This is a genomic window from Streptomyces cinnamoneus (assembly GCF_014650495.1).
Lineage (GTDB): Bacteria > Actinomycetota > Actinomycetes > Streptomycetales > Streptomycetaceae > Streptomyces > Streptomyces cinnamoneus.
Genome location: NZ_BMVB01000009.1, coordinates 42001 through 55996, shown reverse-complemented (window position 1 = coordinate 55996; position 13996 = coordinate 42001). Strand labels below are relative to the sequence as shown.

Genomic DNA, 13996 nt, shown 5'->3' with positions numbered 1-13996 from the left:
GCCGCTCACCCCGCCGCCGGGGCAAGAGGGTTGGCGACGGTGACGTACACGGACTGGGTGTCGACGGGGCCGACGAGTTCGTCGAGCCCTCGCAGCCTGGTCAGCATGTTGGCCTTGCAGCGCAGGGTGGGCGCGTGGAGGAGGTGTTCCGGCAGCGAGGAGCGGGTCGGGGACGGGCCGGTGGCGGCCTCCTTGAGGAAGCGGCGCAGTCCGGCGAGCAGGATCTGTTCGTCGGCCAGCCGCTGCGAGCCGAACGCGCCGATCAGTCCGAGGACGTTGTTGATGCCGAGGTAGTAGCAGAACCTCTCGTCGGCGACCTCGTCGGGGACGAAGGTGTCGCTCTCCTGCCCGATGCCGGGGAGCCGTTGGTCGAGGGCGGCGCGGTGGGACTCGCGGAAGTAGTAGCCCTGGTTGTCGCGGAAGCGGCCGCCGACGGGCCAGCCGTCGGCGTCCAGCAGGACGAGGGTGTTCTGCTGGTGGGCCTCCAGGGCGATGCCGGCTTCGCCGTCGAGCCAGAGCACGGGGCGCACGACGGCGTCGAGGTAGCGCAGGAACCACTCCGCGGCGACGGCGCCGGCGGGCCGGCCCGTGCGGTGGGCGAGTCGGCCGATGGTGTCCGCGAGGCGGGAGGACACGGCGGGCCGGCCGGCCGGCCCCTGGCTGCCGGGCCATGGCCGGGGTGAGGTGAGGCCGGCGACGCACACGGCGTCGTCGCCGGGACCGAACGGGTTGTGCCGGATGACGGCGTCGACGCCGGGCAGCGGGGTGCCGTCGGGCGCGTCGACGGCCAGCCAGGCGGGGTCGCGGACGATGTCGAAGCCGAGGCCGCCGGGGCAGGCCGCGCGCCAGCGCTCGGCGAGGCCGCCGCGCAGCAGGCGGTGCACTTCGACGCCGCGGCACAGTTCCTTGCGGAGGTTCTCCCGGCGCGAATTGGTGATGCGCAGGCCGAGGGAGAGCTTGAGCATCGCGGGTGCGCCGGGGCGGTGCACCGTGCGCAGGGAGGATGTCGGGTACCAGGGTTCGCCGCGGGCACCGAGGTCGTGCAGCAGCCCGGCCTCGAAGAGGGGGGCGACGGCCGGGCGGTGGTGGATGTCGCGGGCCTGCCAGGGGTGCATCGGCAGGGCGACGGTGCCGGGCGGGAGGTCCAGTTCGAGACCGGGGCCGGCGAGGCGGGCGGCCAGCGTAGGGGCGTCGACGGAGCGGCCGCGTTCGGTCCAGGCGGAGTCGGTGGCCAGTACGGAGCGGTGGACGGCCAGCCAGTGCAGGGGGAAGCGGCCGCGCAACTCCGGTGAGCAGGCGGGGGCCTCGGCGTCGGTGAGGCCGTCGCGGCTCTTCGGCGCGGGGTGCAGGGGATGGCCGAGGAGCAGGGACTGTTCGCCGTAGAGGAAGAGGTCTCCGGCGTCCGGGTCGGCGGGCCGTCGGCGCCGGGCCGTGAGGAAGACGGTGGTGCGGCGTACCGAGTCGGCGACGCGTGCGGCCAGTTCGGCGCCCTGCTCGGCCGGGGCCCGGCCCGCTTGCGCCGCGCGGTGCGCGGCCTCCCGGCCGAGCAGGGCGGCCAGGGTGACGGCGTCGAAGGCGGGGGCGTCGTCCGAGCCGCCGGTGAGGGTGACGTGGCCGAAGCGGTGCCAGCCGGTGGCGGACCAGTAGCGCACGGGGACGGTCAGCGGGATGCCGCTCGCGTTGAGCGGGAGGTAGAGGATGTCGCCGTGGGGGCGGGGGATGGCGTTCTCCCGGACCCAGCAGCGGAGCAGGTTCTCCACGGCGGCGGCGTCCGCGGCGGCGGCCGGGTCGGGGTGGTCCAGCGGGTCGGTGGCGCCGGAGGGGGCGAGGGCCGGGGCCTCGGTGCGGTGGCCGGCCGGGCGGGGCACCACCGGGGTGCGGTCCGGGCCGTCGCCGGGGGACGCATCGGTGCGGAGGGGTGCGTTCATGCGGTGTGCGGCGGGCATGTCACGGCGTTGCCGGCCGGGGATGCGGCGCCTTCCTCCTTCGGCGTTCGCGGGATGGGGATCCGGTGGCCCGTGCGGGAGACCGTGGCGATGGCGTCGGACAGTCGCTCCAGAACGGCTTCGGCCTGCTCGTCGGTGAGGGTGAGGGGCGGCAGCAGGCACACGACGCTGGAGTGCGGGCCGCTCAGCCCCACGATCAGCCCGCGTCGAAGGCACGCGCGCTGCACGGCGGCGGCCACGTCGGGAGCGGCGGGCAGCGGACCGGCACCGTCACGGTCAGCACCGTCACGACCGGGGCCCGTACGGCCGGCACCGTCACGACCGGGGCCCGTACGGCCGGCACCGTCACGACCGGGGCCGGTACGGCCGGCACCGTCATGGTCAGCACCGTCACGACCGGCAGCATCACGACCAGCACCGTCACGACCTGCAGCATCACCACCGACAGCATCGCAACCGGCAGCCTCGCAACCGGCACCGCCACACCCAGCCCCGGTGTCCCCCTCCGGGTCGACGAATTCAATGCCGATCATCAGCCCGCGGCCACGCACGTCCCCCACGCACGCGTGCTCCCGCGCCGTCTGCCGCAGCCGTTCCAGCATGCGGGCGCCGAGCAGGGCGGCGCGCTCTGCCAGTCCGTTCTCCCGGACGTACCGCAGGGTCGCGGTGCCCGCGGCCATGGCGAGCTGGTTGCCGCGGAACGTTCCGGCACGCTCGCCGGGACCGCCCGGGTCGAGGTCCTCGTGGTGCACGACGACGGCAAGCGGGAGGCTGCCGCCGATGGCCTTGGAGAGGACCATCACGTCCGGGGCGATCCCGCTGTGCTCGACGGCCCAGAAGGCTCCCGTCCGGCCGACGCCCGTGCCGCTCTCGTCGGCGACGAGCGGAACGGCGTGGGCCGCGGTGATCGCACGCATCCGGCGCAGCCACGCGTCCGGCGCCGGGAGCATCCCGCCGTCGGCCTGCACGGGCTCGACGACCAGGCCGGCCGGAGCCGACCCGTCGCCACCCGGGTCGTCGAGCAGGGTGGCGGCCCAGCGTGCCGACAACCGCTCCCCGTGTTCGCCGCCGACACCGAACGGGCAGCGGTAGTCCTGCGGGAACGGCAGCCGGGTCACCGCGCCCGGCACTGCCCCGGCGGCTTCCGGGGACCCGGCTCCGGAGAACGCCAGCAGCCCCTCGCGGCCGGTCGCGGCCCGTACGAGCGCGAGCGCGGCCTCCATGGCGTCGCCGCCGGCCGGTCCGCAGAACCGGATGCGGGCCGCGGCCGCCAGGCCGCGCGGGAGGGTGGCCAGCAGCTCGTCGGCGAAGGCGTCCTGTACGGGGGTGGCCAGGTCCAGGGCCTGGAGCGGGGCGCCGGAGTCGAGCACGGAACGGATGGCCGCGAGGACCACGGGGTGGTTGTGGCCGAGTGCCAGGGTGCCCGCGCCGGAGAGGCAGTCGAGGTAGCGCCGGCCGTCGGCGCCCTCGATCGTCAGTCCCCGGGCGCGCACGGGCACGATCGGCAGCGACCGGGCGTACGTACGGGCTGCGGATTCCCGCGGGGACTGGCGTCGCGCGGGGCCCTCGGGGCCCGTGGGCGGGGGCGCGGACGGCGACGGGAGGGGTGGTCGGGTCGGGGCCATGGCGCGGGTACCTCCTCCTGCCGCTGAACGATGGTCGGGCGTCCCCCGTACGTACCAACGACGCCGGGAGCTGTGGATCACGGCCCCAGTTCAAGATCCTTCCATCCGGAACCGAGGACCCGCCCGTTCCCGTCTCCCTCGGCACCGGCATAGTGGGGCCGCTCGCCCCGCGCCGGGGCGGTGCATGACAAGTTCACAACATTCGCGCTCAGAGCGGACATGCGCCCGGAGCGCGTGCACATCACAGGGGGAGCCCACTCCATGCCATCCAATCGCCGGCCGGCCCTGGCGGCCGCCGCCCTCGTCGCTGCGCTGGCGCTGACCGCCACCGCGTGCGGCCCGTCCGACGACAAGGCCACGGGCGAGGCCAAGCCCAGCGCGTCCGCCGGCCAGAAGGGCGACGACCTCCCGAGCCTTCCCAAGGGGATCCCCACCAAGGACCTGGAGAAGTGGAAGAAGAAGTGGAAGGACGGGGCCTGGAAGAACTGGGACAAGGACCAGTGGATGCGTGAGGCCCGCGACTTCATCAACCCCATCATCGAGGGCCACTGGAAGCCCGACACGATGAAGGACGCGCGCTCCAGCGACAAGACGCTCGCCACCCAGGGCGCTCCCGGCACGGTGCCGGGCGGCGGCGCCAGCGACCAGGGCGTCACCGACCCCGAGCCGCGTCCGGTACAGGCCAAGGCCGTCGGTCTGCCGTACCACAACAACGCCGCCCCGGTCGGCAAGGTCTTCTTCGACAGCCCCGAGGGCCACATGGTCTGCTCGGCCACGGTCGTCAAGGACCCGGCACACCCCGGCAAGTCCAACATGGTGTGGACCGCGGGCCACTGCGTGCACGCCGGCAAGAAGGGCGGCTGGTACCGCAACATCGCCTTCGTGCCGTCGTACAACGACAAGGGCCTGCCGGGCGCGCAGGTCAACAGTGCGCCGGTGACGGACGTCGCCCCGTACGGCGTGTGGTGGGCGGACTGGGCGCAGACGTCCTCCCAGTGGATCACTCAGGGTGCGGAGACCGGTGGCGCCGGCGCCCCCTACGACTTCTCCGTGCTGCACGTGAAGTCGGAGAACGGCAACGGCAAGTCGCTTGAGGAGACGGTCGGCAACGCCCTGACCGTCGACTTCAGCACCCCGCAGGTGAAGTCCATCCAGAGCATGGGTGCCTGGGGCTACCCGGCCGCGCCGCCCTTCGACGGCCAGAAGATGTACGACTGCGTCGACAAGCCGGGCCGCCTCACCATCGAGCCGTCGCAGCCGACGATGTACCGCATCGGCTGCACGATGACCGGTGGTTCGTCCGGTGGCGGCTGGTTCGCCAAGGGCGCCGACGGCAAGGTGGTGCTGGTCTCGAACACCTCGATCGGCCCGTCCAACAGCACCTGGCTGGCGGGTCCGCGCCTGGGCCCGGAGGCGAAGGGCGTCTACGACGCGCTCAGCCAGAAGTTCGCGAACAAGCAGTAGAACGAGCGGTAGAACGAGCAGCAGCAGATAGCCGGCAGCCGTACGGTCGGACCGGCAGCACGACGACGAAGGCCCGCCCCGGGGGATCCGGGGCGGGCCTTCGTGTGCGTACGGTCAGGCGCGCGCGGCGGGTACGTACCGCTGGAGCTCCGCGGCGAGCTCCTCGTGCACCCGGGCCTTGATGAGGGTGCCCTCCGGGGTGTGCTCCTCGGAGATCACCTCGCCGTCGGCGTGAGCCCGCGCGACCAGCGCACCGTGCGTGTACGGAACGAGCGCCTCGATCTCCACCGCGGGCCGGGGCAGCTCGGCGTCGATCAGGGCCAGCAGCTCCTCGATGCCCGCGCCGGTCCGCGCGGACACCGCGATCGAGTGCTTCTCTATGCGCAGCAGGCGCTGCAGCACGAGCGGGTCGGCCGCGTCGGCCTTGTTGATCACCACGATCTCGGGGACGTCGAGCGCGCCCACGTCGCGGATGACCTCGCGCACGGCAGCCAGCTGCTCCTCCGGCGCCGGGTGCGAGCCGTCCACCACGTGCAGGATCAGGTCGGAGTCGCCGACCTCCTCCATGGTGGAGCGGAACGCCTCGACGAGGTGGTGCGGCAGGTGCCGGACGAAGCCGACGGTGTCGGCCAGGGTGTAGAGCCGCCCGGAGGGCGTCTCGGCCCGGCGCACGGTCGGGTCGAGGGTGGCGAACAGGGCGTTCTCCACCAGCACGCCCGCGCCGGTGAGCCGGTTGAGCAGCGAGGACTTGCCGGCGTTGGTGTAGCCCGCGATGGCCACCGACGGGACCTTGTTGCGCCGGCGTTCCTGGCGCTTGATGTCGCGGCCGGTCTTCATCTCCGCGATCTCCCGGCGCATCTTCGCCATCTTCTCGCGGATCCGGCGCCGGTCCGTCTCGATCTTGGTCTCACCGGGGCCACGGGTGGCCATTCCGCCGCCGGACGAGCCGGAGCCACCACCACCCATCTGCCGGGACAGCGACTGACCCCAGCCGCGCAGCCGGGGCAGCATGTACTGCATCTGGGCCAGGGAGACCTGGGCCTTGCCCTCGCGGGACTTCGCGTGCTGGGCGAAGATGTCGAGGATCAGGGCGGTGCGGTCGACCACCTTGACCTTGACGACGTCCTCAAGGTGGATGAGCTGGCCGGGGCTGAGCTCACCGTCGCACACGACGGTGTCGGCGCCGCTCTCCAGGACGATGTCCCGCAGCTCCTGCGCCTTGCCCGAGCCGATGTACGTCGCCGGGTCCGGCTTGTCGCGGCGCTGGACGACGCCGTCGAGCACCATCGCGCCCGCGGTCTCGGCGAGCGCCGCCAGCTCCGCGAGGGAGTTCTCGGCGTCCTGCACCGTGCCGGACGTCCAGACGCCGACCAGCACCACGCGCTCCAGGCGCAGCTGCCGGTACTCGACCTCGGTGACGTCCTCCAGCTCGGTGGAGAGTCCCGCTACACGCCGCAGGGCCGCGCGCTCGGAACGGTCGTACTGATCGCCGTCGCGCTCCCCGTCGATCTCGTGGCTCCAGGCGACGTCCTCTTCCATCAGGGCGTCGGCCCGAAGGCTCTCCGGGAGGCTCTGCCGGTCCTGCCGGTCCTGGGGAAGGGAAGAAGAGGAGGTCATTTGATCCTTACGTCGTGGGTACGTGCCTGGCCCCGCGGCGGGGGCCTTCAGGGTCGACAACGTCCGGCGGTCCCCGGAGATTCCCGGGGCCGGCCGCCTCGCCGACCCGTCGATCGTCCCACGCCGCCGCCGCATCGTCACGCGGGTTTCGCGGCGGCCTTCCAGTCGGGGTGGCCGGGCATGGGCGGGGTGTGCCGCCCGTACAGCCACGGGCGCAGGAAGGCGGACTGGTCCCGGCCGGAGACCTCGGTGGCCAGGGCGACGAAGTCGGCGGTGGTGGCGGTCGCGTCGCGGTGCCGCTGCACCCACGTGCGCTCCAGCCGGTCGAAGGCAGCGGCCCCGATCCGCTGGCGCAGGGCGTAGAGGACGAGCGCGGCACCGTCGTAGACGACCGGGCGGAAGATGCTGATCTTCTTGCCGCGCACGGGCGGCGTCGGCGCGGCGGGCGGACCGCCGTCGGCGCGCATGCGGTCGGACAGCTCGTAGGCGGCGCGCATGCGGTCGACCAGCTTCCGGCCGGACTTCTCCTCGGCGTACAGCGCCTCGTACCAGGTGGCGTGGCCCTCGTTGAGCCACAGGTCGGACCAGACCCGCGGGCTGACGCTGTCGCCGAACCACTGGTGCGAGAGCTCGTGCACCATGACGGACTCGATGTACCAGGCGGGGAAGCCGGGCTTGGAGAAGATGTCGCGTTCGAAGAGGGAGAGGGTCTGGGTCTCCAGCTCGAAGCCGGTCGAGGCGTCGGCGATGAGAACCCCGTAGGTCTCGAAGGGGTAGCGGCCGACCTTCTTCTCCATCCAGGCGATGTGCTCGGGCGTCTTCGCCGTCCACGTCTCCAGGGCCTTCTGGTCGCCGGCCGGCACGACGTCCCGCAGCTTGAGGCCACCCGGGCCGCTGCGCTCGGGGACGGCGGAGCGGCCGATGGCGACCTGCGCGAGCTCGGTGGCCATCGGATGCAGGGTCCGGTACGTCCACGTGGTGGTCGCGCCGTTGGTCTCGCGCCCGGCGGCGAGCCCGTTGGCGACGACGGTCAGCTCCTTGGGGGCGGTCACGCGGAAGGTGAACATCGCCTTGTCGGAGGGATGGTCGCTGCCGGGGAAGACGCGGTGGCCGGCGTCGGCCTGGTTGGCCATGACCAGCCCGTCCGTGGTGTGCACCCAGCCGCCCTCGCCATCGCCGCGGGGGTCGCTGGTGTGGTGGACGGTGACCGTGAACGCCCCTCCCGAGGGCACCGGATGCGCCGGGGTGACGACCACGTCCTCGTCGGCCGGGGTGAACCGGGCGGGCGCTCCGTCGACCTCGACCGACGAGATCGTCCCGTGGGTGAAGTCCAGGTTGAAACGTTCCAGCGGGTCGGTGGCCCGGGCGACGATCCTGGTGACGGCGGTGAGCGGCTCGTTGTTGGCCCGGTAGCCGAGGGTGATGTCGTAGGCGGCGATGTCGTAGCCGGGGTTGCCGAGGGTCGGGAAGAGCCGGTCGCCGACCCCCAGCGCGCCGGGCGCCGGCGGAGCGGCGGCACCGAGGACCAGGGCGGCTGCGACAGCGAGGAGTGCGGCGCGGCGCGCGGACCGCCGGCGCCGGGAGGAACGCTCCGGTGAGTGCGACATGCCTCCACCGCTATCAACACCCGGCCGCCGACCGGTGGCGGCGCGGCGCCGCCCCACCCGTACGAGCGTCTCGGATGGTGGTACGAGTGTCGTATCACCCGTCCGGGCGGGGTGCGGCACCGAGGGCGACGCGGCGGGTCCGCGCGGGGCGGGAGGTCACAGCGGCGCGGGTGCCACCGAGCGCCCCGCCCGCGCGACGTCGTAGACCCCCGGAACGCGGCGCATCGCCCGCATCAGCTCCGGGAGCCGGCCTGCGTCCGGCAGCTGGAGGGTGTAGGTGTGGCGGACGCGCTGCTCGTGCGGCGGCTCCACGGCGGCGGAGACGACGGCCGCACCCAGCGCCGCAATGACCTCGGTCAGGTCGGCGAGCAGGTGCGGCCTGCTGAACGACTCGGCGCGCAGGGTGACGCGGTAGTCGCCGGGGCCGGTGCCGTCCGGGCTGCGCCACTGCACCTCGACCGGCTGCCGCCCGGCGGTGACCATACGGTCGACCACCGGGCAGGGCGCGCGGTGCACGGTGACGGTGCCGCCGCGGACGGTGAAACCGGTGACCTCGTCGGGCGGGACGGGCGTGCAGCAGCCGGCCAGCCGTACGCCGGCCACCGTCCCGTCGGCGACGACGGCGACCGGGCCGTGTGCGGCCGGGGCGGCACCCCGGAGGGCGTTCCGCGGCGGGCCGGGGACGGGGGCCGGAACGGCGGGCAGGGCCGGCGGGGCCGGGTCGGGCAGGGGGTGTGCGGGGTCGGGCAGGGGGTGCGCGGCCAGCCAGCGGCCGATGGCGATCCGGGCCGCGGGGGTGCGGGCGTGCTCCAGCCAGTCGGGAGAGGGGCCGGAGACGGTGTCGGCGGACATCAGCAGGTGCAGGGTGTCGCCGTCGCGCAGGACCGTGCTCAACGTGGCCAGTCGGCCGTTGACCCGCGCGCCGATGCAGTGGTGGGCTCCCTCGCCGTACTGCGCGTACGCCGCGTCGACGCAGGTGGAGCCGGCCGGCAGGCCGATCGTGCCGCCGTCGGCGCGGAACACAGTCACTTCGCGGTCCTGGGCCAGCTCGTCGCGGAGGGAGGTCCAGAAGGTGTCGGGGTCGGGTGTGGCGCGCTGCCACTCCAGCAGCCGGGAGAGCCAGCCCGGCCGGGTGGGGTCGGCGCGCTCCCCGTCCGCGGCGTCGGGCGCCTCGGGGGCCGCGTAGGGGTTTCCGAGGGCGATGACCCCGGCTTCGGCGACGCGGTGCATCTGGTGGGTGCGGATGAGGACTTCGGCGGCGTGCCCGTCCTCGCCGGCGACGGCGGTGTGCAGGGACTGGTAGAGGTTGAACTTCGGTACGGCGATGAAGTCCTTGAACTCCGAGATGAACGGGGTGAAGCAGGTGTGCAGCTCGCCGAGGACGGCGTAGCAGTCGGCGTCCTCCCCCACCAGGACGAGGAGCCGGCCCAGGTCGGCGCCGGTCAGCTCGCCGCGCTTGAGGCGCACGCGGTGCACGGAGACGAAGTGCCGTCGGCGGACGATGACTTCGGCGGCGATGCCCGCCTCGCGCAGCACGGCCCGGACGTTCGCCGCCGTCGTCTCCAGGGGGTCGGGGCGGCCGGCATGGGCGTGGACGAGGTCGCGGGTGCGGGTGTACTCCTCGGGGTGGAGGATGGCGAAGACCAGGTCTTCGAGCTCGGTCTTGAGGGCCTGCACGCCGAGCCGTTCGGCGAGCGGGATCAGCACGTCGCGGGTGACCTTGGCGATCCGCGCCTGTTTCTCCGGGCGCATGACGCCGAGCGTGCGCATGTTGTGCAGCCGGTCGGCGAGCTTGATGGACATCACGCGGACGTCGTTGCCGGTGGCCACGAGCATCTTGCGGAACGTCTCGGGCTCGGCGGCGGTGCCGTAGTCGACCTTCTCCAGCTTGGTGACGCCGTCGACCAGGAAGCGCACCTCCGCGCCGAACTGCTCGCCGACCTGATCGAGCGTCACCTCGGTGTCCTCGACGGTGTCGTGCAGCAGGGAGGCCGTCAAGGTCGTGGTCTCGGCGCCCAGTTCGGCGAGGATGAGGGTGACGGCGAGGGGATGGGTGATGTACGGCTCGCCGCTCTTGCGCATCTGGCCGCGGTGGGAGGACTCGGCGAGGACGTAGGCCCGGCGCAGGATGTCGAGGTCCGCGCCGGGGTGGTGGCCCCGGTGGACCTTGGCGACGTGGTCGATGGCATCAGGGAGCCGGCCGCGGGCCCCGGAGCCGCTGAGGGCGGCGCGCCCGAGCCGTCTCAGGTCGATGCGGCGGCCGCGCCTGCGGCCGGGAGCACCAGCGTTCGTGGCCTCTGCGCTCATGGGCACCTCCGGCAGCCTCGACCGGCGGTCGGCTCACGCCTCCGGACCGGTGCTTGATGCTACCGAGCCCATCACGCACCGCTCCCCTGCTCTCGCCCAGAGTGAAACGGATCACCCATTCGAGCGAGGGTGTCCGGGGTGTCGGTGTGCTGCGGGTGCGGCCTGTGCTCAGGCGGTGACAGCGGCGAACCAGGAGGCGTCCAGGACGCCCTCCGCGACGATGACGGCGGCCCCGGTCATCTCGATCGTGCCGTCCGGCTTCTCGCCGATCACCAGCCGGCCGCCGGGGAGGTCGACGGTGTACGAGACGGGGTGGCCGAGGACGGCCGGGTCGGCACCGTCCCGGCGGGCGGCCGCGACCATGACGGCGCAGGCGCCCGTTCCGCAGGAACGGGTCTCGCCGGAGCCTCGCTCGTGGACGCGCATGGCCACGTGGCGAGGGCCCCGGTCGACGACGAACTCGACGTTGGTGCCGTCCGGGTAGGCGGCCGCGGGGCTGACGGCGGGGGCGGTGTACAGATTGCCGGCGTCGGCGAGATCGTCGACGAAGGAGACCGCATGGGGGTTGCCCATGTTGACGTTCCGTGCGGGCCAGCTGCGCTCGCCGACGGTGACGGTGACCTCGCCGTCGGGGAGCACGGCGCGGCCCATGTCCACGGTGATCCCGCCCGGCACGCCGTCGGGACCCGCCTTGGCGATACTGGCGCGGCGCACACCCGCGCGCGTGGCGATCGCGAGGTCGCCCTCGTCGGCGAGGCCGGCGTGCTGGAGGTAGCGCGCGAAGACGCGGACGCCGTTGCCGCACATCTCCGCGATGCTGCCGTCGCCGTTGCGGTAGTCCATGAACCACTCTGCCTCGTCGGCCATGGCCCGCGCCTCGGGGTGTGCGGCGGAGCGCACGACGCGCAGTACGCCGTCCGCACCGATGCCCGCGCGCCGGTCGCACAGCTGGGCGACCGCGGCCGGGGACAGGTCGATGAGGCCGTCGTAGTCAGGAATGATCACGAAGTCGTTCTCGGTGCCGTGACCCTTGAGGAAGGCGATCTGCGCGGTGCTCACGCTTCGATGGTACGGGGACCGGTCCGCAACGCTCCCGCCGGGACCGCCGGGCCCGCCGCGGGGCTCAGCGCAGGCGGGCCACGCGCCAGACGGCGAGGACGACCATCAGGGCGACGACGGCCGTGTAGGCGGCGACGTAGCGCCAGTCCGGGCGGCGCCCGGAGCCGCGCGGCGGCATGCCGGGCCAGGTGTAGCCGACGCGGCGGGCGGCCATCACGCCCCAGCCGGCGGCGCAGCAGCTGAGGAGCAGGCCGAGCATGGCGACGACGGGGCCGCCGTCACCGAACTCGAAGGCGAGCGGGAAGGCGAACATCAGGGAGCCGATCGCGGCGAGCACGACGATCGGCGCGAGCTGCCAGACGCGCAGCCTGCGCTGCGGCCGCAGCTCCCGGAACGACGCGGGCACCGTGGCGTCGACGGGGATGCCCCCGGCGTCGTCGGAGTCGTCGGGTCCGTCCGGACTCAAGTCGTCCGGTTCTTCCCCGGCCACCGCCGGGAGGTGTCCCCTGCGCGGCGGCTGCTGCGGTCTGTCACGAGGGCCGGCCTCCATCGCCACGCGCCCTCCCAACCGGACTTCACGGCTCGATCGAAGCTCGATGATGGCACGCCGATGGATGCCTGCACGGCACACGGAGCGTCCCGATGCCATCACGTGATCAGGCTGTAATCGCCCGTTCGACCAACGACAGCGCTCGGCGGGGGAGTTCCGCCCTGTCGTCGGCCGCCCCGCTCAGCCAGTGGACACGGGAATCCCGCCGGAACCACGAGTCCTGGCGGCGCGCGAACCGCTTGGTGGCCCTGACCGTCTCGGCACGCGCGTCGTCCTCGCTGCACTCCCCCGCGAGGAAGTCGAGCACCTGCTGGTAGCCGAGCGCCCGCGACGCGGTGCGCCCCTCGCGCAGTCCTTCGCGCTCCAGCGCGCGCACCTCGTCCACGAGCCCCGCTTCCCACATGCGGTCGACGCGGACGGTGATCCGCTCGTCCAGCTCCGGGCGCTCGACGTCCACGCCGATCTGCAGGGCGTCGTAGACGGGCTCCTCGCCCGGGAGGTTCGCGGTGAAGGGGCGGCCGGTGAGCTCGATGACCTCCAGGGCGCGCACGATGCGGCGGCCGTTGCCCGGCAGGATCGCGCGGGCGGCGGCCGGGTCGGCGGCGGCGAGCCGGGCGTGCAGCACGCCGGGCCCCTGCTCCTCCAGCTCGCCCTCCAGGCGGGCGCGTACGGCCGGGTCGGTGCCGGGGAAGTCCATGGCGTCGATCGTGCCCTTGATGTAGAGCCCGGAGCCGCCGACGAGCACCGGCGTGCGGCCCTCGGCGAGCAGCCGGTCGATCTCCGCACGGGCCAGCCGCTGGTACTCGGCGACGCTGGCGGCCACCGTGACGTCCCAGATGTCGAGCAGGCGGTGCGGCACCCCCTGGCGCTCCGCCATGGTGAGTTTGGCGGTGCCGATGTCCATGCCCCGGTAGAGCTGCATGGAGTCGGCGTTGATGACCTCGCCGCCCAGGTGCTGGGCGAGGGCGACGCCGAGATCGGACTTGCCGGCTGCGGTGGGGCCGACGACGGCGATGACCCGAGGTGCGGGAGCTGCGTTTCTCACCTGATCAGTGTCCCAAACCTCCGGCACGCCCCACGAACGAGCGACGTGACGCGACGCCGATGGGTTCGTTGCCTGTTGCGAGGTTCCGAGAGCCGGTTCGCGGACCGGTGCCCGCCGAAGGCGCCATGGGACGCCCCGGGCGACGCGGGATTTCGCTCACACCAGTAAGGTAATGGAGTAGATATGGGCGTGTTTGCAAGGCTTCTCGGCAGGTCGTCGTCGAAGTCCTCGGCGTCAACGGAAGAGGCCGCGACTGCCACTCGGACGGCGGAATCGACCGACGCCGCCGAGACGGCCGAGGCGAAGCCGGAGGAGACGACGGCCGAGGCCGAGGCCGAGGACGCCGCGGAGGAGGCTGCGGAGGGAGTCGAGATCCCCAAGCAGCAGTCCGCGGAGAAGGCGGCCGACAGCGAGGCCGGTGAGGGCGCCCGCAAGTAGTTTCGGCACAGTAGGACGAGGGGCGGTCACCATGGGCCTGATGGACAATCTCAAGGCCAAGCTCGGCCCGCTGAAGGGCAAGGTCGAGGACTTCGCCCAGCAGCACGAGGGCAGGATCGAACACGGGCTGGAGAAGGCCGCGCAGGTGGTCGACGCGAAGACCAAGGGGAAGTACAGCAGCCAGATCCGGACCGGCACGGGCAAGGCCAAGGACGCCCTCGGCCGCCTCGCCGAGAAGGACGGCAAGAGCGGCGGTACGGACTCCAGGACTCCGTGACGCCCGGCTGATCCGTCGTCCCGAGTCCTCCTGATCCCTCATCATCGGCGACCGGCCGTGG

Annotated in this window: 11 protein-coding genes; 3 read left to right on the top strand and 8 right to left on the bottom strand. The window is 73.2% G+C overall.

The features are described 5' to 3' along the window. Nucleotides 1–5: 5 nt before the first annotated feature. Nucleotides 6–1928 (bottom strand): IucA/IucC family protein, encoded by a 1923-nt coding sequence (locus IE182_RS15560; protein ID WP_229844842.1) that lies wholly within the window; start codon nt 1926–1928, stop codon nt 6–8. Beyond that, nucleotides 1925–3571, bottom strand: coding sequence for an aminotransferase class III-fold pyridoxal phosphate-dependent enzyme (locus IE182_RS15555; RefSeq protein WP_190110405.1), 1647 nt, complete (start codon nt 3569–3571; stop codon nt 1925–1927). Before IE182_RS15555 ends, IE182_RS15560 begins: the two co-directional genes overlap by 4 nt. 261 nt (nt 3572–3832) lie before the next feature. On the opposite strand from IE182_RS15555, the gene IE182_RS15550 reads away from it, so the two are divergent. Then, the gene (locus tag IE182_RS15550; RefSeq protein WP_190110404.1) at nt 3833–5035 is read left to right on the top strand and encodes a trypsin-like serine peptidase; all 1203 of its coding nucleotides are present in this window, start codon (nt 3833–3835) and stop codon (nt 5033–5035) included. Between the two features lie 114 nt (nt 5036–5149). On the opposite strand, the gene hflX is transcribed toward IE182_RS15550, so the two are convergent. The 6 genes from hflX to miaA all read right to left on the bottom strand — a co-directional run bounded on the left by hflX (nt 5150) and on the right by miaA (nt 13220). Continuing rightward, complete coding sequence (hflX, locus tag IE182_RS15545; protein WP_190110403.1) at nt 5150–6652, bottom strand: GTPase HflX; 1503 nt, start codon at nt 6650–6652, stop codon at nt 5150–5152. A 137-nt stretch (nt 6653–6789) separates the two neighbouring features. Further along, nucleotides 6790–8259: a M1 family metallopeptidase gene (locus IE182_RS15540; RefSeq protein ID WP_190110402.1), complete on the bottom strand. Its 1470-nt coding sequence runs from the start codon at nt 8257–8259 to the stop codon at nt 6790–6792. Between the two features lie 156 nt (nt 8260–8415). Next, on the bottom strand, nt 8416–10566 hold the full coding sequence (locus IE182_RS15535) for a RelA/SpoT family protein (protein WP_190110401.1): 2151 nt from the start codon (nt 10564–10566) through the stop codon (nt 8416–8418). Between the two features lie 168 nt (nt 10567–10734). After that, the gene (gene dapF / locus IE182_RS15530) at nt 10735–11625 is read right to left on the bottom strand and encodes a diaminopimelate epimerase (RefSeq protein ID WP_190110400.1); all 891 of its coding nucleotides are present in this window, start codon (nt 11623–11625) and stop codon (nt 10735–10737) included. A gap of 64 nt (nt 11626–11689) precedes the next feature. Next, nucleotides 11690–12175 carry a hypothetical protein gene (locus IE182_RS15525; protein ID WP_190110557.1) on the bottom strand — a complete coding sequence of 162 codons (486 nt, stop codon included), beginning with the start codon at nt 12173–12175 and terminating at the stop codon, nt 11690–11692. 106 nt (nt 12176–12281) lie between these two features. Continuing rightward, nucleotides 12282–13220 carry a tRNA (adenosine(37)-N6)-dimethylallyltransferase MiaA gene (gene miaA, locus IE182_RS15520; RefSeq protein WP_190110399.1) on the bottom strand — a complete coding sequence of 313 codons (939 nt, stop codon included), beginning with the start codon at nt 13218–13220 and terminating at the stop codon, nt 12282–12284. Nucleotides 13221–13403: 183 nt separating this feature from the next. On the opposite strand from miaA, the gene IE182_RS15515 reads away from it, so the two are divergent. Together IE182_RS15515 and IE182_RS15510 are read left to right on the top strand one after the other, a co-directional pair. Continuing rightward, nucleotides 13404–13658 carry a hypothetical protein gene (locus IE182_RS15515; RefSeq protein ID WP_190110398.1) on the top strand — a complete coding sequence of 85 codons (255 nt, stop codon included), beginning with the start codon at nt 13404–13406 and terminating at the stop codon, nt 13656–13658. A gap of 31 nt (nt 13659–13689) precedes the next feature. Beyond that, nucleotides 13690–13935 (top strand): antitoxin, encoded by a 246-nt coding sequence (locus tag IE182_RS15510; RefSeq protein ID WP_190110397.1) that lies wholly within the window; start codon nt 13690–13692, stop codon nt 13933–13935. Nucleotides 13936–13996: the final 61 nt, after the last annotated feature.